This window comes from Rhodoferax sp. (assembly GCF_034519335.1).
GTDB lineage: Bacteria > Pseudomonadota > Gammaproteobacteria > Burkholderiales > Burkholderiaceae_C > Allorhodoferax.
On record NZ_JAXHOL010000002.1, the window covers coordinates 1 to 22,235 of the forward strand.

Consider the following 22,235-nt stretch of genomic DNA (forward strand, 5'->3'; position numbering starts at 1 on the left):
TGCGCAGCGCTTCAACAGCGGCATGGGCACCGAATTCCTGGCGCGCATTGGCGAGCTCGCCAGCGCCGCGCTCTCGCGCCTTCGTTAAGCCTTATCTGCCGTGACTGCGGACGATACGGCCCTGGTAGAAAAATACCTGGAGTACGTCCGCGTCGAAAAACGCCTGGCCACGCGCACGGTCGAGCTGTACGCGCTGGACCTAGGTAAGTTGGCGGCCAACGCCACCCAGGCCCAGGTGGCGCTGCGGGACGTCAAAAACAACCACATCCGCCGCTGGGTGGCGCAGATGCACAGCGGCGGGCGCAGCGGCCGTGGCATTGCACTCATCCTCTCGGGCTGGCGCGGGTTCTACACTTGGCTGGGCCGCCAAGGCCTGGTGGCCAGCAACCCCGTGCAGGATGTGCGCTCCCCCAAAGCCCCCAAGCCCCTGCCCAAGGCCCTGGGGGTGGACGATGCAGTCCAACTGGCCGACTTCGAGAGCGACGACAACGCCTGGCTGGAAGCACGCGACGCAGCCATGGTGGAGCTGCTCTACGGCAGCGGCCTGCGGGTCGGCGAGCTGGTGGGGCTGGACGTGGTGGCTGGCAAAGACGCCAAAGGCTGGGTCGACCTGCAAGCCGCCGAGGCCCATGTGCTGGGCAAGGGCAGCAAGCGCCGTACCGTGCCGGTCGGTGCCTCCGCCCTGGCGGCCCTGCAACGCTGGCTTGATTTGCGCGGCCCCAGCGGCACGGCCAGCGCCGCGCCGTTGCCTGCCGCCCTGGCAGATGCCAGCACGGCGCTGTTCACGGGGCGCAATGGCACGCGCCTCACCGCGCAAAGCATTTGGCAGCGTCTCAGGCGCCGCAGCCAGCTGGCCGGCCTCAACGCCCCGGTGCATCCGCACATGCTGCGCCACTCGTTTGCCAGCCATGTGCTGCAAAGCAGCGGTGATTTGCGGGCGGTGCAGGAGCTGCTGGGCCACGCCAACATCACCACCACACAGGTCTACACCCGGCTGGACTTTCAGCACCTGGCCAAGGCATATGACGCGGCACACCCGCGCGCGAAGTTGAAAAAAGGGTCTTAACTCCCTTTCGCTTGCCGAGTCTCCGAGCCTGCGGAGCGGGCCTGCGGGCGGCCGATTTCTGCGCGTTTGGCAGTATGAGGCCGCCCGCAGGCCCGCTCCGCAGGCGGCGCACTCGCAAGCGACAATACCCGGCTATGAAAACCATTCGCCTGCGCGCCGGCAAAGAGCGCTCCCTGTTACGCCGCCATCCCTGGATTTTTGAGTCCGCCATTGCCAAGGGCGGTGGTGACAGCGGTGAGACCGTGCGCGTGGAGTCGGCTGAAGGCCAGTTCCTAGGCTGGGCAGCCTTCAGCCCGCAGTCCAAGATCCGCGCCCGGGTCTGGAGTTTTGATGAAAAGCAGCGCATAGATGCTAGCTTTTTCATAGCTGCTTGCGCAGCATCCGTGAGGGCTAGAGTCCGATTTGACATAAAAAGTGACGGCGTGCGCCTAGTCCACGGTGAATCCGACGGGCTGCCCGGCCTCATCGTGGACCGCTACGGTGACACGCTGGTGGCCCAGTTCACCTCGGCTGGGGTGGAGAAGTGGAAGGATGTGATTGCCGATGCGCTGTTGGCGGCCACCGGCCTGAGCAAGCTCTACGAGCGTTCTGATGCCAGCAGCCGGGCTCTGGAGGGCTTGCCCGAAGCCACTGGTTGGCTGCGCGGCGAGGGTGCCATCGAGCTCGTGCTGCAAGAGCACGAATGGAAGCTGGCGCTGAGCATTGCCGAGGGCCACAAAACCGGTTTCTACTTGGACCAGCGCGACAGCCGCAAACGCTTTGCCGACACCACGCGCCGCCTGGGCTTCCAGACAGTGCTCAACTGTTACTGCTACACCGGCGGTTTCACCGTGGCGGCGCTCTCGGGCGGCGCGGGCCATGTGACCTCCATCGACTCCAGTGGCCCGGCCATTGAGAAGGCGCGCGCCAACGTGGCGCTCAACGGCTTTGACGCCAGCCGCGCCACCTTCATGGATGCGGACGTGAACGCCAGCCTGCGCGCCTTTGCCGCCGAGGGGCGCACCTTTGACGCCATCATCCTGGACCCACCCAAGTTTGCGCCCACCGTGGCCCACGCAGAGCGCGCCGCGCGCGCCTACAAAGACATCAACCGCTTGGCCTTCAAGCTGCTGGAGCCGGGTGGCGTGCTGTTCACTTACAGCTGTTCGGGGGGCATCAGCGCTGATCTGTTCCACAAAATTATTGCCGGGGCCGGGTCGGACGCCGGGGTGGATGGCTATATCACCGAGCGCATGGGTGGCGCCCCCGACCACCCGATGACGATTGCCTTTCCCGAGGGGGAATACCTCAAGGGCCTGGTGGTCATGCGCCGCTGAGCCACCTACTTGTAGGGTGGGTAGGGGCTTGACAGGCTCGCTACACTCCCCAAATAGCGTTTTTGCACTGCACCATTTTTGGAATTTGAACATGAGCTTGATTCCCGCCACCATCCTGACCGGTTTTCTGGGTTCCGGAAAAACCACGCTCTTGAAGCGCGTGCTGGCCGAGGCCCATGGCCAGAAAATTGCCGTCATCGAAAACGAGTTCGGTGAGGAAAACATCGACAGCGATATTTTGGTGAGCGACACCAATGAGCAAATCATCCAGATGAGCAACGGTTGCGTCTGCTGCACCATCCGCGAGGACCTGCGGACCACGCTCAAAGACCTGGCCGAGAAAAAGCGCAAGGGCGAATTGGACTTTGAACGCGTGGTGATCGAGACCACGGGTGTCGCCGATCCCGGCCCGGTAGCGCAAACCTTCTTCATGGACGACGAGATCGCCGAAACCTATTTGCTGGACTCCATCTTGACCCTGGTGGACGCCAAGCATGCGGTGCAGCAGCTCAACGACCGCCAGGAGGCGCGCCGCCAGATCGGTTTTGCCGACCAGATCTTCATCAGCAAGTCGGACCTGGTGTCCAAGGACGAGCTCGATGCCCTGACGCACCGCATCAAACACATGAATCCCCGCGCGCCCCAAAAGGCGGTGCACTTTGGAGATGTGTCTTTGAAAGAGGTGTTTGATCTGCGCGGCTTCAACCTGAATGCCAAACTGGATATCGATCCCGACTTCTTGAAGGAAGACGATCACGACCACCATGACCATGACCACGCCCATGGAGAGCATTGCGACCACCCCTCGCACCAGCACGGCCATGCGCAAGGTGACCACGGCGGCCATGGCCACCACCATCACCACGATGACGACGTGAAGAGCTTTGTTTTCAAGTCCGACCGACCGTTCGATCCGGCCAAGCTGGAAGATTTTTTGGGCGCCATCGTCAACATCTACGGTCCGCGCATGCTGCGCTACAAAGGTGTGCTCTATATGCAGGGCACCGAGCGCAAGGTGATTTTCCAGGGCGTGCACCAGCTCATGGGTAGCGACTTGGGGCCGGCTTGGGCTGAGGGCGAGCAGAAGTGCAGCAAAATGGTTTTTATCGGCATTGACCTGCCCAAGGACATCTTCCTGCAGGGCATGGAGCAATCTCTCGTCTGACCCACCTTCACAAGACCACCCCAAACACCGGCTGGGAGCCAAATGATTGTCTCGCTTTTGCAACTGATGGGTTTCCCGATGGGGAAACCTGTACACTCGCGCGCCGAAGAAACCCGCGTTTCACCGCCTGCCAAGGCGGCCAAAGCGGCAGCAGCCACCAGGGACCATGCGCAGGCGAGTACTGCCAGGAGACAAGAAGTGAAAGCGACATCCGGGAAAGATTCCAAGGCCAAGGCCGTGACACCCAAAAACGCCAAAGCCAAGCCCGCAGCCAAAGTGGCTGCCAAGCCGGTAGTGAAGGCGCAAGCCAAGACCGCGGCCAAGGCGCCCCCCAAAACTGCGAGCAAACCCGTGGCCAAAAACGTAACTGCGAAAGCCAAAGTGGCGGCCAAGCCGGTGGCAAAAGTCCCTGCCAAACCTGCGGCCAAACCCGCAGCCAAAGTGGTTGCAAAAGCAGCCGCCAAACCCATCGCAAAACCGGTGGTGAAAGCTCCGGTGAAGGTGGCTGCCAAGGTTGTAACGAAGGTGTCCAAGGCAGCCCCCGCTCCAGCCGTTAAAATCAAGGCAGTCCCTGATAAACCGGCGTCCAAGCCCGCTGCCAAGGTGCAGACTCCTGCCAAAGCCACACCTGTCAAAGCGGTTGCCGCCCCAGCAGTGGTCAAAACACCTGCGGTGGCTTCCGTACCCGCTCCTGCGGTTGCGGTGCCTGCCAAGTCAGGCCGCCCTTCCTCCCGGTTGGCACAGCTTACTGTGCCCTCCATGGCGCAATCTGTGGCCTCCACAGCCGCCAAAGCCAGCTATACCCCTACCATGACATCCCCCGTGATTGCCCCTGTGATTCCTGCCGCCGTCAAGAAAGACGCCAAGCTTGTCAACAACTGGAAGACCAAGCCGGTAGCCGAATTGACCGATGCCGAGTTGCTGGCCATGCCCGACTCCGAGTACATGAACGATGTGCAGCTTGCGGCTTTTCGCCTCAAGTTGTCGATTCTCAAGCGCGATATCCTGAACAGTGCCGGTGAGACGACCGAGCATCTGCGTGAAGACACTTCAGTCGTGCCTGACCCTGCAGACCGTGCGACGATTGAAGAAGAGCATGCTCTGGAGCTGCGCACCCGTGACCGCGAACGCAAGCTGCTCAAAAAAATTGAGCAATCCATCTCTCGCATTGATGCGGGGGACTATGGATACTGCGATGAGACCGGTGAGCCCATTGGGGTGGGCCGTTTGTTGGCCCGTCCCACGGCTACGTTGTCGCTGGAAGCTCAGCAGCGCCGCGAGCTCAAACAGAAAATGTTTGGCGATTAATCGCAATTCCTAGCCTGCGGAGTACACCCACTAACTTATGGCGACCAAAGACGACCGACCTGGTTTATTGTCCAAGGTGGCGATGTTTGTGCGCAACCCGACCAAGGATTGGTCGGAGTTGGACCGCGCTGAGCCTGAGCCGGATAGTGGCTATGACAAGCAGGCCTTGAAGGCCATGATTGAACGCAAGCGGCAAAATGATTTTGTTCGCAAGCGGGAATTCGATCAATTGCGCAAGTTACGCAACCGCGATCCGTCTGCTACCGCAGCGCTGGCTCGGCCCTCTTTTTTTCAGACCAGTATCCCCACGGATCCCGACGGCCGTGCGGTCACCCTGAAAAAAATTGATGAAATCGAAGCCCAGATGTCCAAGCAGTGGTGGAAGGGCAAGCAAGACGCCGCAGCAGCTGCACAAACAGGCTTTCCTGTGGCCGGAGCTGCGAGTGCGGTCGTGGCGCCCCCGTCACCCTATGCATCAGCCCCCACGGTGCCAGCGCCCATATCGTCCCGGTTTGAGCCTACCGAGTCGTCTGAGCTGCATTCCAGCGTCTCTGGTGCGGCGCCTTCTGAATATGCCCCCACACAAATGGGGCGGGGTATGCCGCCGCCTATGTCCAGCCATGTTCCCTTGCCAGCGCGCGCGCCGCAAGGTGTTGCAGGTAAGGGCGGCGAGTCTGGAGCTGATCTGACGTTTTCTACCTCCGAGCTTTTTGCTATTGAGGTGGATGACATGGCGACTGACCCTGAGCTGGAGGAGGCCGCCATTCGATTTGCCAATGGCGATGATGCTGGCGCCGAGACTGGTTTGCTCAATGCCTTGCAGAGCATTACGGCCACACCGGAGTCTTCTGTGTCTTGGGCGGCTGCGCTGATGGACTTGTACCGGGCCACCAATAACCGGGCACGATTTGATTGGGCTTTGATGGAGTTGGCCCATGTGTGGGGCAATGCAGTGCCGACATGGGTTTCACTTGCAGATGCATCCCAGGGCATGGACACCACTGCCGCTGCACCGTTTGCCGCCTCAGGTTATGCGCGTCATGTGCAGGCGATAAACAATGCAATTTGGCACTGTCCTTCTCGATTGACGGCCCAGGCGATGGAAGAATTGCGCGAGGCCATGTCTACGCAGCCGATGCCGTGGGTGATTGATTGGTCAGCGATTTCCACTCTGGACGCTGAGGCCATGCCTTTGCTGGGCGGTTTGTTCGGCAGCTTGTGTGACGAACCAGTCGCTCTGCAGTTTGGCGGTACTGACAGCCTGGTGCTGGCACTGCGTGCCGCGACCCCTTCCGGGGATCGTGCGGTGGACCCTGACTGGTGGGCGGTACGGCTGAATGCGCTGCGAACCATGCAGATGTTGGATGAGTTTGAGTTGGCCGCGCTGGATTACTGTGTGACCTACGAGGTTTCTCCGCCCGCGTGGGAGCCTGCTCGTTGCATGTACGAGCCAGCAGAAATTTCTGCGGCTGGTGCTGCAGGGGCCTCGTCAAACTACGAGTCAGCTGCCACGGTACCGATGGGGTTGGACAGTGTGTCAGTGTCGGGCCTGGAGTTGCGCGGTGATGTACTGGGCGATGCCACGCAGGCCTTGGCGGGGCTGGACGCGGCGCGAGACGAAGGCGGTCGAATCGTGGTGTCTTGTCGCAATTTGATCCGCGTGGATTTTTCCGCTGCGGGCAGCATCCTTAACTGGGTGGCCATGCGCCAGTCAGAAGGCAGCACGGTGCAGTTTCAGGATGTTCATCGTCTCGTCGCTGCATTCTTCAACGTTATTGGCATCAATGAGCATGCCAGGGTCGTTCCTCGCGCCATGTGAGTGCGCGCGCACGGTGTGCGCAACGGCTTGATTTGGGTGCGATCCACCCCACATTCACACCATGGAACAATTTCACGGCACCACCATCATTAGCGTACGGCGCAAGACTCCGCAGGGCGACCAAGTTGCTATCGGCGGCGATGGCCAAGTTACCCTTGGAAATATCGTGGTCAAGGGTTCAGCCCGCAAGGTGCGCAAGCTGCACCACGGCAAGGTGCTGGCCGGGTTTGCGGGTGCCACGGCTGATGCGTTCACCCTTTTCGAGCGTTTTGAAGCCAAACTCGATAAACACCAAGGGCATCTTGTGCGGGCCGCCATCGAGCTCACCAAAGACTGGCGTACCGACCGCGTGCTGCGCCGGCTGGAGGCCATGCTGGCAGTGGCTGACAAGGATGCCTCTCTGATCATCACCGGCAATGGGGATGTTCTGGAGCCCGAAAACGGCATCGTGACCATCGGGTCGGGTGGCGCTTATGCGCAGGCTGCTGCGGTTGCGTTGCTCAATCACACCGAGTTGCCAGCAGCGGATATTGTGAAGCGCTCGCTAGAGATTGCGGGCGAACTGTGCATTTACACCAATATGCACCACACCATTGAGACCCTGTGAACGACATGCAAGCATTGACTCCCCAAGACATCGTTGCCGAACTGGACAAACACATCGTCGGGCAGGCACAGGCCAAGCGCGCGGTGGCCATTGCCTTGCGCAACCGCTGGCGTCGGCAAATGGTGGATGCTGCGCTGCGCAGTGAAATTACACCGAAAAATATCCTGATGATTGGCCCCACCGGCGTGGGGAAAACCGAAATTGCCCGCCGTCTGGCGCGCTTGGCGGATGCACCTTTCATCAAGGTCGAAGCCACCAAGTTCACGGAGGTCGGTTATGTGGGCAAGGATGTGGATGCCATCATCCGTGACCTGGCCGACATTGCTGTCAAACAAACGCGTGAGGCAGAAAAAGCCAAAGTGCGTGCCCGGGCCGAAGACGCAGCGGAGGAGCGCATTCTGGATATTCTGGTGCCACCACCGCGCACCGAATTTGGCGTGACGGCCGCCAGCGAGACACCAGAAAACACGGCGCGCCAGACCTTCCGCAAGAAGTTGCGCGAGGGCCAGTTGGCTGATCGCGAGATTGAGGTGGATGTGGCTGCGCCTGCCCCTCAGCTGGAAGTCATGGGGCCAGCTGGCATGGAGGAAATGACGGAACAGCTGCGTGGCATGTTTGGCCAACTGGGCCAGAACAAGCGTCAGACGCGCAAGCTCAAGATCAGCGAGGCGCACAAATTGCTGGTGGACGAAGAGGCCGCCAAACTCGTCAACGAAGAGGACATCAAGACCCAAGCCTTGCATCTGCTGGAGCAAAACGGCATTGTGTTCATTGATGAGATTGACAAGGTGACGTCGCGCAGCGAGGGCAGTGGTGCCGAGGTGTCGCGTCAGGGTGTGCAGCGTGACTTGCTGCCCCTGGTGGAGGGGACGACGGTGTCCACCAAATACGGCATGGTCAAGACCGACCACATTCTCTTCGTGGCTTCCGGTGCTTTTCACCTGAGCAAACCCAGTGACCTGATTCCCGAGTTGCAAGGGCGTTTTCCTATTCGCGTTGAGCTGCAATCCCTGTCGGTGCAAGACTTTGAAGCCATCCTGACGCAGACCCATGCCTCATTGGTCAAGCAATACCAAGCGCTGTTGGCCACTGAGCAGGTGGCGCTGGCCTTCATGCCCGAAGGCATTACGCGTTTGGCCCAAATTGCCTTTGAGGTGAATGAGCGCACCGAGAACATTGGTGCGCGCCGCCTGTCTACCGTGCTGGAGCGCCTGCTGGATGAGGTTAGCTTTGATGCCACGTCTCTGGCGGGACAAACTGTGACCATTGATGCCGCCTATGTCGATGCACGCTTGGGTGAGCTGAGCCAGAACGAAGATCTTTCGCGTTACATCCTGTAAGCCGTTCGGACGAACGGTGCGTGAAATTCTTGTTTCATGCATCACTTTCATAAGGCGCGCTAAGTGCTTAATTTAGAACGATTTTTGCTTGCTGCTCGCCTGCAAAAACGCTTCTAAGTCCTTGATTTCATTGGAAAAAATTCGCGCAAGCCCTCTTGCAAGCGCGGCTTTTGCTGATACAGTGCAAAAAAGTGCAATTTAGTGGTGAAAAGTGCCGCGCAATTGCTATTTCTACGCTGTCGCAACAAAAGTAGGTATTTCACGGTGTTCCAAGGGGCTTCGTCACTCAGTTTGGATGCAAAGGGTCGGTTATCTGTACCGACCCGGCATCGTGACGTCTTGAGTGCGACGGCGGCAGGCCAACTCACGATTACCAAACACCCGCATGGGTGCCTGATGGTGTTCCCCCGCCCCGAGTGGGAAAAATTCCGCGAACGTATTGCGGCACTGCCCATGTCTGCCCAGTGGTGGAAGCGCATTTTTCTTGGCAATGCCATGGATGTGGAAATGGATGCCACGGGTCGCGTGCTGGTATCGCCTGAGCTGCGCGAAGCTGCAGGCATAGCCAAAGACACCATGCTGCTGGGCATGGGGAACCACTTTGAGCTGTGGGACAAGGCCACTTACGACGCCCAAGAGGCGAAGGCCATGCAGGGCGAGATGCCCGATGTCTTCAAAGACTTTTCTTTCTAAGGTGTGACGGTGGAAGCTCCTTGGACCCACACCACCGTCTTGTTGAACGAAGCAGTCGACGCATTGTTCAGCAACGACGGTCAGCCGTATGCGGGTGCGGCTGATGGCACTTATGTGGATGCCACTTTTGGCCGTGGCGGCCACTCGCGCCGCATTCTGGAGCAATTGAGTCCTGCCGGCCGCTTGGTGGCCTTTGACCGCGACCCTGACGCTGTAGCCCAGTCAGCCAGCATCACCGATCCCCGGTTTTCCATTCGCCACGAAGGTTTTTCTCACTTGGGGGAATTGCCTCCTGCCAGTCTGGCTGGCGTATTGATGGACTTGGGCGTGAGCTCTCCCCAAATCGACAACCCACAGCGGGGCTTCAGCTTCCGCTTCGAAGGTCCTCTGGATATGCGCATGGATACCACGCGCGGTGAGAGTGTGGCCCAGTGGCTGGCAACAGCCGAGATCAATCAAATCACGGAGGTGATACGTGAATACGGTGAAGAACGGTTTGCTGGGCCAATTGCAAAGGCGATTGCTGCTCGCCGACAGGAACGGGGGCCAATTTCAACCACCTCCGAGTTGGCCCAGCTCGTGGCTGACACGGTCAAAACCCGCGAGCAGGGCCAGAACCCTGCAACGCGCACATTTCAGGCTCTTCGGATTTTCATCAACGCCGAGCTTGAGGAGTTGCAACAAGCGTTAGATGCGAGCCTGGATGTGCTGGAAGTGGGCGGGCGCCTGGCGGTGATCAGCTTCCACTCGCTGGAAGATCGCATCGTCAAGCAGTTCATCGCCAAGCACTCCAAAGACGAGTACGACCGACGCGCACCGTTTGCTGCCCCCAAAGTCATGAAACTCAAGGCGCTGGACCGCATCAAGCCTAGTGCGGCCGAAGTGGCGGGCAACCCGCGTTCGCGCAGCGCCATTTTGCGTGTGGCACAAAGGATGGCCGCGTGATTCGCTTGAACCTGGTGCTGCTTTTGGCCGTGGTAGCCAGTGCCCTGTATTTGGTAGGAATGCAGTACGAGTCACGTCGAGTGTTTGTGGAGCTGGAGCGTGCGCGCGCTGAGGCGCGTCGGTTGGAAACCGAGTTTGAGCGGCTGCAGGTCGAAAAACGCGGCCAGGCCACCCCTGCGCGCGTGGAGCGCTTGGCCAAAGACCAGTTGCAAATGCGCCAAGCCACGCCGGGCATCACGACCTACGTGACTTACAGCGCTCCCGGAGCCGCACCATGAGCCGTAGCGTGCTCTACACATCCAGTCCCTTGCTGGCCAGCCGCACACCGGTCTGGCGCAGCAAGTTTGTGGTGGGTGTGATTGCGCTGGGCTTTGTGGGGCTGGCGGCGCGTGCGGCCTATATCCAAGTGGTGGCCAATGACTTCTTTCAGCGCCAGGGTGAAGTGCGTTTTGCCCGTACGCTGGACTTGCCGGCCAACCGCGGTCGCATTCTGGATCGCAATGGCTTGATTTTGGCCTCCAGCGTGCCGGCGCCCAGTATCTGGGCGATTCCCGAAGATGTGGAAATGGACAAGGCCCAATTGCAGCGTTTGGCGAAATTGCTGGAGATGCCGGCTGCCGACATCTCGCGCAAGTTGGCCAATGAAGACAAGACTTTTGTCTGGATCAAGCGCCAAGTCGATGCTGCGGTTGCCAAGCAAATCGCAGAACTCAATATCAAGGGCATTTACCAGCGTAAGGAATACAAGCGCGAGTACCCCGAGGGTGAGTCCGCTGTGCATGTGGTGGGCTTTACCAATGTGGAAGACAAGGGCCAGGAGGGGGTGGAGCTCACCTTCAACAAAGAACTGGCCGGACGCAGCGGGTCGCGCCGCGTGATCAAAGACCGTCTGGGGCGCGTGGTGGAAGATGTGGGCGACCAAATCCCGCCTCTTGAGGGCAAGGATCTGCAGCTCAGCATTGATAGCAAGGTGCAGTTTTTTGCCTATCAAAAGCTACGTGATGCGGTGCTCGAAAACAAAGCCAAAGCTGGCAGTGTGGTGGTGCTGGATGTGTTGACCGGAGAGGTGCTGGCCTTGGCCAACTACCCCAGCTACTCGCCTGCCAAACGTGCCAACCTCACTGGCGCACAGTTGCGCAACCGGGCCCTCACGGACACCTTTGAACCCGGTTCCACCATGAAGCCATTCGTGGTCGCCCTGGCGCTGGAGCAGGGCATGGTACGGCCCGAAACGCCGATACAGACTGCGCCCGGCCGTATCACCATCACCGGCTCCACCATTACCGATTCGCACCCCCATGGGGTTTTGTCGGTGAACGAAGTCATCCAGAAGTCCAGCAACGTGGGCACTGTCAAATTGGCCATGCAAATGGAGCCCCACGAGATGTGGGATATGTTCAGCCAGGTGGGGCTGGGGCAAAAGCCCCAGGTGCCTTTTCCTGGTGTGGTGAGTGGTCGTCTGCGCGCCTACAAAACTTGGCGCCCGATTGAACAGGCCACCATGAGTTACGGCTATGGCCTGTCGGCCAGCTTGTTCCAGTTGGCGCGCGCCTACAGTGTGTTTGCGCGTGATGGCGAGCTGGTGCCGGTGACCTTGCTCAAAACCTCGGAGCAGGTGGCCGGTGTGCGTGTGTTTGAGGCGCGCCACGCCAAGGCGGTGCTCAACATGTTGCACATGGCCGCCGGCCCTGGAGGCACTGCGCCCAAAGCCCAGACTATGGGGTACTCCGTAGGAGGAAAAACCGGCACGGCCCACAAGCAAGAAGGCAAGGGGTATGCGGAGAAAAAGTACCGCGGTTTCTTCGTGGGCGTAGCCCCTATTGATAACCCGCGCATTGTGGTGGCCGTGATGATTGACGAACCCAGCAACGGCAAATATTTCGGCGGTGATGTTGCTGCGCCCGTATTCAGCGAAACCGTGCAGCAAACCCTGCGCATGCTGGGCGTGCAACCTGACATGGCGGTGCGCCCCCAGATCGTGACTGAAGCGGTGGAGGAGAGTTTCTGATGCGCCACCTCACGTCACCTCTAGAGGCCGTGCAATGGCTTCGCGAGCGGGGCGCCATTGCCTTGTGCACCGATAGCCGGCAAATTGCTGCGGGTGAAGCCTTCGTCGCTTGGCCCGGTGGGGTTGTGGACGGCCGCGCTTTTGTGGCCCAGGCGCTGGACAGCGGCGCCGTGGCCGCGCTGGTGGAGCAGGACGGTGCGTCCGCCTTCGCGCTGGATGCCACCCGTGTAGCCAGCTATACGGGCCTGAAGGCCGACGCCGGCCTGATCGCCGCCGCGTTCTATGGACAACCATCTGCCGTTCTGCCCGTGGTGGCTGTGACCGGTACCAACGGTAAGACCAGCACGGCCTGGTGGCTGGCCCAAGCATTGAGTGCTTTGCCTGCCGCGCACGCGTTGCCATGCGGTGTGATTGGCACTCTGGGAGTCGGGCAGCCGCCCCATGTGCAGTCCACTGGCTTGACCACCCCGGACCCGGTGCGGGTGCAGCAGACGCTGCGGCAATTTGCAGACCAAGGTTTGCGCGCGTGTGCTATGGAAGCCTCCTCGATTGGGATCGAGGAGCACCGCATGGCGGGGACCCAGATTCGGGTGGCCGTGTTCACCAACTTCACCCAAGACCACTTGGACTACCACGGCAGCATGGCCGCCTATTGGGTCTCCAAGCGCAAGCTGTTTGCCTGGCCCGGTCTCGGCCACGCCGTGGTGAATATCGACGACACACAAGGCGCAGTCTTGGCCGATGAACTGGCGGGCGCGCTGGACCTGTGGACGGTGTCCAGCCAACAGCCTGCACGCCTGCGCGCGCAACAGCTGCGCCATACCGCCAGCGGTATGGCCTTTGACGTGGTGGAGGGCGACCTGTCGTGCCCGCTCCAAGTCGGGGTCGTTGGTCACTACAACGTGTTGAATTTGCTGGGTGTGATTGCCGCCATGCGGTGCCTGGGCGTACCCCTGGCTGACGCAGTCGGCGCCTGCAGCACTTTGTTGCCCGTGCCGGGTCGCATGGAGTGTGTGGGCGGGCAAGGCGCACCGCTGGTGGCCATCGATTACGCCCATACGCCGGACGCCTTGGCCCAGGCTCTGCACGCGCTGCGCCCCATGGCCCAGGCCCGTGGCGGGAACCTGTGGGCGGTGTTTGGCTGTGGTGGAGACCGTGACGCATCGAAGCGCCCCGTGATGGGAGCGATTGCCGCCCAGCATGCCGACCGCGTGGTGGTGACCAGCGACAACCCGCGCAGCGAACGTCCCGAGGCCATCGTGGCACAGATCCTGTTGGGATTGGTGGACAACAAAGGTGTAGAGGTGGAAGTGGACCGCGCTTTGGCTATCCGTGACACGGTTATGCAGGCCGCGGCCAATGACGTGGTCCTGCTGGCTGGCAAGGGCCACGAGGAAACCCAGGAAATTGCGGGTGTGAAACATCCTTTCTCTGACCAGTACCATGCCCTGGCCGCGCTGCGGGCGCGCCAGTCCTCGACCGGAGGTGCCGCATGAGTGCCATGATGACACTGGCCCAAGTCGCCGCATGGCTGGACGGCGCACATCTCGTGGGCCCTGCAGACCCAGCGATTCTGCGGGTCCACACCGACACCAGGACCCTTGCCAGTGGTGACCTGTTTGTGGCTTTGCAAGGCGAGCGGTTTGATGCCAACGCCTTCTTGCACGACGCCCAAGCCCAGGGTGCCACCGCCGTACTGTGCCACGCTGGCTTGCCCGCAGCGGCCTACCCTGTGGGCCTGCCACGCATCGAGGTGCCTGACACCAAGCGGGCTTTGGCCCAGCTGGCTGCCGCATGGCGTGCCCAATTCACTTTGCCCTTAGTGGCGGTGACCGGCAGCAATGGCAAGACCACGGTGACCCAGATGGTTGCTGCCATTCTGGAGGCACAGGCCCCCGGCGGTGCGGCCTTGGCCACCCGTGGCAACTTCAACAACGACATCGGCGTGCCCCTGACCCTGCTGCGCTTGCGCCGCGAACACCGCCTGGCCGTGGTCGAGTTGGGCATGAACCACCCCGGCGAGATCGCCGGGCTGGCCGCCATGGCACAGCCCACGGTGGCCCTGGTCAACAACGCGCAGCGTGAGCACCTGGAATTCATGCACACGGTGGAAGCCGTAGCCCAGGAAAACGGCACCGTGATTGCCGCTTTGCCGGCCGAGGGTGTGGCAGTGTTTCCGCTGGACGATGACTACACCGCCGTCTGGCAAGGCCTGGCAGCGAACCGCAAGACGGTGCAGTTTGGATGGCACGCTGCCGGTTCTGCGCAAGAGGTGCTATGCACTGGCGCCGAGTGGGTGGAAGGTGCCTGGCAGGTTCAGGCCAGCACGCCTTGGGGCGCACTGCAGTACCGCCTGGCCATTGCCGGGCGCCATAACGTGAAGAACTCGCTGGCCGCAGCCGCATGTGCCTTGGCTGCGGGTGTCAGTCCCCAGGCGGTCGTGCAGGGACTGCAGGCCTTTGTGCCAGTCAAAGGCCGTTGCCGTGCCTTGCAGATCACCCACAGCGGTCTGCACGCCACGCTGGTGGACGACACCTACAACGCCAACCCCGACTCCATGCGCGCCGCCATCCAGGTGCTGGCGGATCTGCCGGGCCAGCGCCTGCTGGTGCTGGGGGACATGGGCGAAGTCGGTGAACAAGGCCCTGATTTCCATGCGGAAGCTGGGCGGTTTGCCCATGCCCAAGGCATTTCCCATGTCTTGGCACTGGGAGATATGGCTGTCCACGCCGTTGCCGCCTGCCCCGGTGCCGAACATTTCCCTGATGTCGAGACCTTGATCGCGCGTGCCAGGGGCTTGTTGCCCGGTGTGGCCAGCGTGCTGGTCAAAGGGTCCCGTTTTATGCGCATGGAGCGCGTGGTAGAGGCCTTGGCCCAGCCCGCGCCCGCTACCGGAGGTGGCAACCATGCCGTTTGATATTTTTGGAGCGTTTTCATGCTGCTGAGCCTGGCCCAATGGCTGCAAACTTTGTCGCCCGAGTTCGGGTTTTTCCGCGTGTTCCAGTACCTCACCTTTCGTGCGGTGTTTGCAGCGCTCACCGCCTTGTTGATTGGTCTGGCTGCTGGCCCCTATGTGATTCGCCGCCTGCGTGAGCTGAAGATCGGCCAACCCATCCGTGGCTACGGCATGGAAACCCACCTGAGCAAGAGTGGTACGCCCACCATGGGCGGGGTGTTGATTTTGCTGTCGATTGCCGTTTCCACGCTGTTGTGGGCGGACCTGTCTAATCGTTTTGTTTGGATCGTGCTGCTGGTGACGCTGGGCTTCGGTGCCATTGGCTGGGCCGACGACTGGCGCAAGGTGGTGCATAAAGACCCTGAAGGCATGCGCTCGCGCGAGAAGTATTTTTGGCAGTCGGTCATTGGCCTGTTGGCTGCGCTCTACCTGGTGTTCAGCATTTCGGAGAGTTCCAATCTGCGCGTGATTGAGCTGTTCTTCAATTGGGTGCGCTCGGGCTTTGACGTGAACCTGCCGCCCAAAGCCGGCCTGTTGCTGCCGTTCATCAAAGAGGTGAGCTACCCGCTGGGCGTATTGGGCTTTGTGGTGCTGACGTATCTGGTGATTGTGGGCTCCAGCAACGCCGTGAACCTGACTGACGGCTTGGATGGCTTGGCCATCATGCCGGTGGTGATGGTGGGTTCTGCACTGGGTGTTTTTGCCTATGTGACCGGCAGCGCCGTGTACTCCAAGTACCTGTTCTTCCCGCACATTCCCGGCTCGGGCGAACTCATGATTTTCTGCGCCGCCATGGCGGGTGCAGGCCTGGCCTTTTTGTGGTTCAACACCCACCCCGCACAGGTCTTCATGGGGGATGTGGGCGCACTCGCCTTGGGTGGCGCCTTGGGCACTATCGCCATCATCGTGCGCCAGGAAATTGTGCTGGCCATCATGGGCGGCATTTTTGTGGCCGAAGCCCTGTCGGTGATGTTGCAGGTGACGTACTTCAAATACACCAAGAAGAAATACGGCGAAGGCCGCCGCTTGCTCAAGATGGCGCCGCTGCACCACCACTTCGAAAAATCGGGGTGGAAGGAAACCCAGGTGGTGGTTCGTTTCTGGATCATCACCATGCTCTTGTGCCTGGTGGGCCTGTCCACCCTGAAACTGCGATGAACGAACACGAAGCACACCGCCCCGGCGAGCACCCCGCAGCGTCCCCCCAGGACGGCGGGGTGCTGCCGCATGTGCAAGAGGCTGTGGCAATCGAAATGGTGCCGCTGCCTCCACAAGAGGCGGAGCCCGTGGTCGATCTCGCTACGGCAGACGAGCCTGTGGCGCAGGACATGACCGGGATGCAGGACGTGCCGACGTCGGTGGAGCCCGAGGTGCACGCTGCGCCATCGGTGTCTGAGCCCGCCAAAGACGCCCGGGGCTTGCCCACCACGCTCACGGCCGCGCGCGATGCAGCCGCCTTTGTGGCGCAGATATTTGCGGACACCCAGGCCGAGAAGGTGGAATCTGAACTGCTGGTAGGCGCTACCGTGCCCGAAGCGGATGCGGTCCCGGCCGATGGGGAGACCCAGCCCGACACAGCGGATACCCCTTTTGCGCCGGTGGCAGGTCAACACATTGTGATCTTGGGCTTGGGCGCATCGGGCTTGGCCATGGCGCGCTGGTGTGCCCGCACCGGGGCTGCCAGCATCACCGTGGCCGACACGCGCGCCGCGCCGCCCCAGCTGGCTACGCTGCAGCAGGAGCTGCCCGATGTACGTTTTGTCCCGGGCCCCTTCTCTGCGGCCCTGGTGGATGGGCAGACCCTGCACGCGGTGTACCGCTCACCCGGCTTGAGTCCAGAGGAAATTGCTCCTGTTTTAGGAGCTGCTCGCGCAGTGGGTATCTACGTCGGGGGCGAATTAAGCTTGTATTCCATGGCGCTGCAGGCCCTGCGCAGCCGCCAAGGTTATGCGCCAGCGGTGCTGGCCATCACTGGTACCAATGGCAAAACCACCGTCACCTCACTGACCGGCCAACTGGTCGCCCATGCGGGCAAAAGCGTGGCCGTGGCCGGCAATATTGGCCCCACGCTGCTGGACACCTTGTCTGGGCATCTGGATGCCAACACCCTGCCCGAAGTCTGGGTGCTGGAGCTCTCCAGCTTCCAGCTCGATGGCGTCAGCGGTTTTGAACCCACGGCCGCTGTGGTGCTCAACATCACGCAGGACCACCTGGACTGGCACGGCAGCATGCAGGCCTATGCTGAAGCCAAGTCGCGTATCTTTGGCCAGACCGGCCTGATGGTGCTGAACCGCGACGACGCGACCGTGATGGCCATGTTGCCTCCGCCGGTGCGTGTGAAGCTGCAACGCCCGCAAGAACGCGCCCACACCACTTTTGGTAGTGACATGCCGCAGCGCCCTGGCGACTTTGGCCTGGAAGAAGTGAACGGCATGGTCTGGCTGGTCCGCGCGCTGGAGGCGGACGAAACGCGCCGCAAGCGCAACGAAGCGGCGGAGGAATTGCACTTCCAGCGTTTGATGCCGGCCGACGCGCTGCGCATCCGCGGCCGCCACAACGCCAGCAACGCGCTGGCCGCGCTGGCGCTGTGCGCCGCAGCCGGTTGCGCGCTGGGTCCCATTTTGTTTGGGTTGCGCGAGTACCGGGGCGAGCCGCACCGCGTGGAGCCCATCGGCATCCTGAACGATGTGGAGTTTTTTGACGACAGCAAGGGCACCAACGTGGGCGCTACCGTGGCTGCCTTGCAGGGCCTGGGCGCCGACCGCAAGCTGGTGGTGATTTTGGGCGGTGAGGGCAAGGGCCAGGACTTCACGCCGCTGGCGGCGCCCCTTGCGCGTTACGCGCGTGCCGTGGTGCTGATGGGCCGTGATGCACCGCTGATCCGCGAGGCGATTGCATCTGCAGAGGTGCCGCTGGTGGATGCGGACTCGATGGAGGCCGCTGTCACCCTGGCCAACGCACGCGCCCATGCGGGCGACGCGGTGCTGATGTCGCCCGCCTGCGCCAGTTTTGACATGTTCAAGAACTACGAGCACCGGGCCCAGGTTTTCTGCGCTGCGGTGAAGGAGCTGGCCTTGTCCAGCGGTGTGGACATGGAGCACATGGCATGACCGCCTTGCGCCAAACCCTGATGGGCTGGTTCAGCGCCAAGCGTGATGCGAGCACGGGGCCGCTGCCGGTGCGCCTGGGCGGGCGCGGCTCGTTTGCGGCCAGCACCATGCCCACCCAGGTGAAAGGGTTCGACCAGCCGCTGGTCTGGGTGACGGTGGCGCTGTTGCTATGGGGGCTGGTCATGGTGTATTCCGCATCGATTGCCATGCCGGACAACCCCAAGTTCTCGAACTACACCCACACCCACTTTGTCGTGCGGCATGCGCTGTCCCTGGTGGTCGCCTTTGTCGCGGCGCTGATCGCGTTTCAGTTTCCCTTGCAGACCTGGGAAAAGCTCGCCCCTTGGCTGTTTGTGCTGTCGCTGGTGCTGCTGATTTCCGTGTTGGGGGTAGGGCGCGGCGTGAATGGCGCCAAGCGCTGGATTTCTTTGGGCATCATGAACTTCCAACCGTCCGAGTTGGCCAAGTTTGCGGTGCTGCTGTATGCGGCCGACTACATGGTGCGCAAGATGGAAGTGAAAGAGCGCTTCTTCCGCGCCGTGGCCCCGATGGCTGTCGCTGTGGCGGTGGTCGGCCTGCTGCTGCTGGCGGAGCCCGACATGGGAGCCTTCATGGTGATTGCCGTGATTGCCATGGGCATCCTGTTTTTGGGTGGCGTGAATGCCCGGATGTTCTTCCTGATCGCCGCCACGCTTTTGGTGGCCTTCTCTTTGATGATTGCTTTCAGCGAGTTCCGGCGGGAACGTATCTTTGCCTACCTCAACCCCTGGAGCGAAGAGCATGCGTTGGGCAAGGCCTACCAGCTGACCCATTCCTTGATTGCCATTGGGCGCGGTGAAATCTTTGGCGTGGGGCTGGGCGGCAGTGTGGAAAAGCTGCACTGGCTGCCCGAGGCGCACACCGACTTCTTGCTGGCCGTGATTGGTGAGGAGTTTGGTCTGCTGGGCGTCGTCATGGTCATTGGCCTGTTTTTGTGGCTGACGCGCCGCATCATGCACATCGGCCGCCAAGCCATCGCCTTGGACCGTGTCTTTGCCGGGCTGGTCGCGCAAGGGGTGGGTATCTGGATGGGTTTTCAGTCCTTCATCAACGTCGGTGTGAACCTGGGCGCTTTGCCTACCAAGGGCCTGACCCTGCCGCTCATGAGCTACGGTGGCTCCGCCATCTTGCTGAACCTGGTGGCCATTGCCGTGGTGTTGCGGGTGGACTATGAAAACAGGCAACTCATGCACGGAGGCCGTGTATGAGTTGCCTGTTTCGCCAAAACCGGCACTGCGCGCAGCGCAGCATGGTGCGGAACGCGCCATGGCTGATGCACGGAGGCCGTGTATGACGCAGAAGTGCGCACTCATCATGGCTGGTGGCACCGGTGGGCACATCTTCCCCGGTTTGGCCGTGGCGCAAGCCCTGCTGGATAAGGGCTGGCGTGTGCATTGGCTGGGTGCGCCCGGCAGCATGGAGAGCCGCATTGTCCCGGCCCGTGGTATTCCGCTGGAGCTGGTGGACTTTGGTGGCGTGCGCGGCAAAGGCCTCAAGACGTTGGCGCTACTGCCCTTCAAGCTGTTGCGTGCCTTCTGGCAAAGCCTGCAGGTGGTGCGCCGCGTAAAGCCCGATGTGGTGGTGGGCCTGGGCGGCTACATCACTTTCCCCGGCGGCATGATGGGCGTGCTTTGCGGCAAGCCTCTGGTGTTGCACGAGCAGAACTCGGTGGCTGGCATGGCCAACAAGGTGCTGGCCGGCGTGGCCGATCGGGTGTTTGCAGCCTTCCCGAATGTGCTGAAAAAAGGGGAGTGGGTCGGCAACCCGCTGCGCACCGAATTTCTGAACCTGCCCGCGCCCGAACAACGCTTTGTCGGACGCAGCGGCCCGCTCAAGGTGCTGGTGGTGGGTGGCAGCTTGGGCGCGCGTGCGCTCAACACCGTGGTGCCGCAGGCGCTGGCCTTGATTCCCGAAGCGCAGCGCCCCGTGGTCACGCACCAAGCGGGTGAGAAGCAGATCGACGAGCTGCGCGCCAACTATGCAGCCGCAGGCGTGCAGGCCACGCTCACCCCATTCATCGACAACACCGCGCAAGCGTTCGCCGATGCCGATCTGGTGATCTGCCGCGCTGGTGCCAGCACCGTGACCGAGATTGCGGCTGTCGGCGCAGCTGCCGTCTTCGTGCCCTTTCCGGCTGCGGTGGACGATCACCAGACTTTCAACGCCCGCTTCCTGGTCGACCAGGGTGGCGGCTGGCTGCTGCCGCAGGCGGAAATGACGCCTGCAGCACTGGCAGAAATGCTACAGAAAACAGAGCGGTCCGCGCTGATGCTGCGCGGGCTGGAGGCTAAAAAGATGCAAAAACTCAACGCCACCCAGGCTGTGGTGGCCGCTTGCGAGGAGCTCGCAACATGAAACACGCGGTGAAACATATCCACTTTGTGGGCGTCGGTGGCTCAGGCATGTCCGGCATTGCCGAGGTGCTGAGCAACCTGGGCTACGTCATTTCTGGTTCCGACTTGGCCGACAACGCGACCACTCAGCGCCTGGCGGCCCTGGGTATTCGCACCTATGTGGGCCACGCGGCCGAGAACGTCGCCGGCGCGGATGCGGTGGTCACCTCCACCGCCGTGCAGTCGGATAACCCTGAAGTCATCCGCGCACGCGAGATGAAGATTCCCATCGTGCCACGTGCCCTGATGCTGGCCGAACTCATGCGCCTCAAGCAGGGCATTGCCATTGCTGGCACCCACGGCAAGACCACCACCACCAGTCTGGTCGCCAGCGTACTGGCCGAGGCCGGGCTGGACCCCACCTTTGTGATTGGTGGTCGGCTCAACAGCGCCGGTGCCAATGCCCGCCTGGGCAGTGGCGACCACATCGTGGTCGAGGCCGATGAGTCGGATGCGTCTTTCTTGAACCTGCTGCCCGTGATGGCCGTGGTGACAAACATTGACGCCGACCACATGGAGACCTACGGGCACGACTTTGGCAAGCTCAAGAAAGCCTTTGTTGATTTCCTGCACCGCATGCCTTTCTACGGTACCGCCATCTTGTGCACCGATGATGCCGCCGTGCGCGAGATCTGTGAGCAGGTGACCTGCCCCATCACGAGTTACGGCTTCAACGAAGACGCTGAAGTGCGCGCCGTCAACGTGCGCGCTGTGGGCGGCCAGATGCACTTCACCGTGCAGCGGCGCAACGGCGTGGTGTTGCCTGACATGGAGGTGGTGCTCAACCTGCCGGGCCTGCACAACGTGCTCAACGCGCTGTCGGCGATTGCCGTGGCGGTGGAGCTCAATATTCCCGATGCAGCCGTCGTCAAGGCCTTGGCCGAGTTCAAGGGCGTGGGCCGGCGCTTCCAGCGCTATGGCGATCTGGCGCTGCCCCAGGGCGGCACGGTCACGGTCATCGACGACTATGGCCACCACCCCGTGGAGATGGCGGCCACGCTGGCGGCAGCGCGCGGCGCCTTCCCCGGCCGCCGTCTGGTGCTGGCCTTCCAGCCACACCGCTACACGCGTACCCGGGATTGCTTCGAAGATTTTGTGAAGGTGATTGGTGCGGGTGCTGACGCCGTGCTGCTGGCCGAAGTCTACGCCGCTGGCGAGGCGCCCATCGTGGCTGCCGATGGCCGTTCGCTGGCGCGCGCACTGCGCATAGGCGGCAAGGTGGAGCCCATCTTTGTGGACGAGATTGCCGCCATGCCACAGGCCGCCATCGACAACGCACGCGACGGCGATGTGCTGATGTGCATGGGTGCCGGCTCCATCGGCGCCGTGCCCGGAAAGATTGCTGAAATGCTACAAAAACAGGAGCTGCTTGCGCAGCATGGATGAGGGCTATGGGCCAATTTGATGTAAAAACTGTGAGCGCCGCCGGGCCGTCCCAAGGTGCGAGAGCCCCCTCGGGGGGCAGCGAAC

18 protein-coding genes and 1 pseudogene are annotated in these 22,235 nt (G+C 61.7%); all 19 read left to right on the top strand.

The genetic code is table 11. From position 1 onward, the window contains the following. Positions 1-88 (top strand): annotated as a pseudogene (locus U5O12_RS01820) (DUF484 domain-containing protein); the annotation flags it as partial. Positions 89-100: 12 nt separating this feature from the next. After that, positions 101-1,066 carry a tyrosine recombinase XerC gene (locus U5O12_RS01825; protein WP_322576990.1) on the top strand — a complete coding sequence of 322 codons (966 nt, stop codon included), beginning with the start codon at positions 101-103 and terminating at the stop codon, positions 1,064-1,066. Positions 1,067-1,200: 134 nt separating this feature from the next. Then, positions 1,201-2,382: a class I SAM-dependent rRNA methyltransferase gene (locus U5O12_RS01830; RefSeq protein ID WP_322576991.1), complete on the top strand. Its 1,182-nt coding sequence runs from the start codon at positions 1,201-1,203 to the stop codon at positions 2,380-2,382. Positions 2,383-2,473: 91 nt separating this feature from the next. After that, positions 2,474-3,547 carry a GTP-binding protein gene (locus U5O12_RS01835; RefSeq protein WP_322576992.1) on the top strand — a complete coding sequence of 358 codons (1,074 nt, stop codon included), beginning with the start codon at positions 2,474-2,476 and terminating at the stop codon, positions 3,545-3,547. A 198-nt stretch (positions 3,548-3,745) separates the two neighbouring features. Then, the gene (gene dksA, locus U5O12_RS01840) at positions 3,746-4,855 is read left to right on the top strand and encodes an RNA polymerase-binding protein DksA (protein WP_322576993.1); all 1,110 of its coding nucleotides are present in this window, start codon (positions 3,746-3,748) and stop codon (positions 4,853-4,855) included. A 37-nt stretch (positions 4,856-4,892) separates the two neighbouring features. Further along, complete coding sequence (locus U5O12_RS01845; RefSeq protein ID WP_322576994.1) at positions 4,893-6,674, top strand: STAS domain-containing protein; 1,782 nt, start codon at positions 4,893-4,895, stop codon at positions 6,672-6,674. Between the two features lie 61 nt (positions 6,675-6,735). After that, a complete protein-coding gene (gene hslV / locus U5O12_RS01850) occupies positions 6,736-7,281 on the top strand; it encodes an ATP-dependent protease subunit HslV (protein ID WP_105262083.1) in 546 nt (181 codons plus the stop codon). A 5-nt stretch (positions 7,282-7,286) separates the two neighbouring features. After that, entirely contained in the window at positions 7,287-8,621 is a 1,335-nt protein-coding gene (gene hslU / locus U5O12_RS01855; protein ID WP_322576995.1) for an ATP-dependent protease ATPase subunit HslU, read from the top strand. A gap of 264 nt (positions 8,622-8,885) precedes the next feature. Then, entirely contained in the window at positions 8,886-9,314 is a 429-nt protein-coding gene (gene mraZ / locus U5O12_RS01860; RefSeq protein ID WP_094482051.1) for a division/cell wall cluster transcriptional repressor MraZ, read from the top strand. 9 nt (positions 9,315-9,323) lie between these two features. Continuing rightward, positions 9,324-10,259 carry a 16S rRNA (cytosine(1402)-N(4))-methyltransferase RsmH gene (gene rsmH / locus U5O12_RS01865; RefSeq protein WP_322576996.1) on the top strand — a complete coding sequence of 312 codons (936 nt, stop codon included), beginning with the start codon at positions 9,324-9,326 and terminating at the stop codon, positions 10,257-10,259. Then, complete coding sequence (ftsL, locus tag U5O12_RS01870) at positions 10,256-10,537, top strand: cell division protein FtsL (protein WP_322576997.1); 282 nt, start codon at positions 10,256-10,258, stop codon at positions 10,535-10,537. Before rsmH ends, ftsL begins: the two co-directional genes overlap by 4 nt. Further along, complete coding sequence (locus U5O12_RS01875; protein ID WP_322576998.1) at positions 10,534-12,267, top strand: penicillin-binding protein 2; 1,734 nt, start codon at positions 10,534-10,536, stop codon at positions 12,265-12,267. Before ftsL ends, U5O12_RS01875 begins: the two co-directional genes overlap by 4 nt. Beyond that, on the top strand, positions 12,267-13,763 hold the full coding sequence (locus tag U5O12_RS01880) for a UDP-N-acetylmuramoyl-L-alanyl-D-glutamate--2,6-diaminopimelate ligase (protein WP_322576999.1): 1,497 nt from the start codon (positions 12,267-12,269) through the stop codon (positions 13,761-13,763). The genes U5O12_RS01875 and U5O12_RS01880 overlap by 1 nt, the downstream gene beginning before the upstream one ends. A 5-nt stretch (positions 13,764-13,768) precedes the next feature. Further along, the gene (locus U5O12_RS01885; RefSeq protein WP_416221430.1) at positions 13,769-15,184 is read left to right on the top strand and encodes a UDP-N-acetylmuramoyl-tripeptide--D-alanyl-D-alanine ligase; all 1,416 of its coding nucleotides are present in this window, start codon (positions 13,769-13,771) and stop codon (positions 15,182-15,184) included. Positions 15,185-15,202: 18 nt separating this feature from the next. Beyond that, complete coding sequence (mraY, locus tag U5O12_RS01890) at positions 15,203-16,381, top strand: phospho-N-acetylmuramoyl-pentapeptide-transferase (protein ID WP_094482060.1); 1,179 nt, start codon at positions 15,203-15,205, stop codon at positions 16,379-16,381. Beyond that, positions 16,378-18,333 (top strand): UDP-N-acetylmuramoyl-L-alanine--D-glutamate ligase, encoded by a 1,956-nt coding sequence (murD, locus tag U5O12_RS01895; protein WP_322577001.1) that lies wholly within the window; start codon positions 16,378-16,380, stop codon positions 18,331-18,333. The genes mraY and murD overlap by 4 nt, the downstream gene beginning before the upstream one ends. Next, complete coding sequence (gene ftsW, locus U5O12_RS01900; protein WP_416221423.1) at positions 18,330-19,580, top strand: putative lipid II flippase FtsW; 1,251 nt, start codon at positions 18,330-18,332, stop codon at positions 19,578-19,580. The genes murD and ftsW overlap by 4 nt, the downstream gene beginning before the upstream one ends. An 82-nt stretch (positions 19,581-19,662) precedes the next feature. After that, positions 19,663-20,727 carry an undecaprenyldiphospho-muramoylpentapeptide beta-N-acetylglucosaminyltransferase gene (gene murG / locus U5O12_RS01905; protein ID WP_322577002.1) on the top strand — a complete coding sequence of 355 codons (1,065 nt, stop codon included), beginning with the start codon at positions 19,663-19,665 and terminating at the stop codon, positions 20,725-20,727. Beyond that, positions 20,724-22,151: a UDP-N-acetylmuramate--L-alanine ligase gene (gene murC / locus U5O12_RS01910; RefSeq protein WP_322577003.1), complete on the top strand. Its 1,428-nt coding sequence runs from the start codon at positions 20,724-20,726 to the stop codon at positions 22,149-22,151. The genes murG and murC overlap by 4 nt, the downstream gene beginning before the upstream one ends. Positions 22,152-22,235: the final 84 nt, after the last annotated feature.

Excerpts from the sequence above, each read along its gene's own strand:
- U5O12_RS01835 (WP_322576992.1), top strand. The coding sequence starts at position 2,474 with ATGAGCTTGATTCCCGCCACCATCCTGACCGGTTTTCTGGGTTCCGGA.
- murD (WP_322577001.1), top strand. The coding sequence starts at position 16,378 with ATGAACGAACACGAAGCACACCGCCCCGGCGAGCACCCCGCAGCGTCC.
- hslV (WP_105262083.1), top strand. The coding sequence starts at position 6,736 with ATGGAACAATTTCACGGCACCACCATCATTAGCGTACGGCGCAAGACT.
- U5O12_RS01875 (WP_322576998.1), top strand. The coding sequence starts at position 10,534 with ATGAGCCGTAGCGTGCTCTACACATCCAGTCCCTTGCTGGCCAGCCGC.
- U5O12_RS01830 (WP_322576991.1), top strand. The coding sequence starts at position 1,201 with ATGAAAACCATTCGCCTGCGCGCCGGCAAAGAGCGCTCCCTGTTACGC.
- murG (WP_322577002.1), top strand. The coding sequence starts at position 19,663 with ATGACGCAGAAGTGCGCACTCATCATGGCTGGTGGCACCGGTGGGCAC.
- hslU (WP_322576995.1), top strand. The coding sequence starts at position 7,287 with ATGCAAGCATTGACTCCCCAAGACATCGTTGCCGAACTGGACAAACAC.
- U5O12_RS01880 (WP_322576999.1), top strand. The coding sequence starts at position 12,267 with ATGCGCCACCTCACGTCACCTCTAGAGGCCGTGCAATGGCTTCGCGAG.
- ftsW (WP_416221423.1), top strand. The coding sequence starts at position 18,330 with ATGACCGCCTTGCGCCAAACCCTGATGGGCTGGTTCAGCGCCAAGCGT.
- mraY (WP_094482060.1), top strand. The coding sequence starts at position 15,203 with ATGCTGCTGAGCCTGGCCCAATGGCTGCAAACTTTGTCGCCCGAGTTC.
- U5O12_RS01845 (WP_322576994.1), top strand. The coding sequence starts at position 4,893 with ATGGCGACCAAAGACGACCGACCTGGTTTATTGTCCAAGGTGGCGATG.
- U5O12_RS01885 (WP_416221430.1), top strand. The coding sequence starts at position 13,769 with ATGATGACACTGGCCCAAGTCGCCGCATGGCTGGACGGCGCACATCTC.
- murC (WP_322577003.1), top strand. The coding sequence starts at position 20,724 with ATGAAACACGCGGTGAAACATATCCACTTTGTGGGCGTCGGTGGCTCA.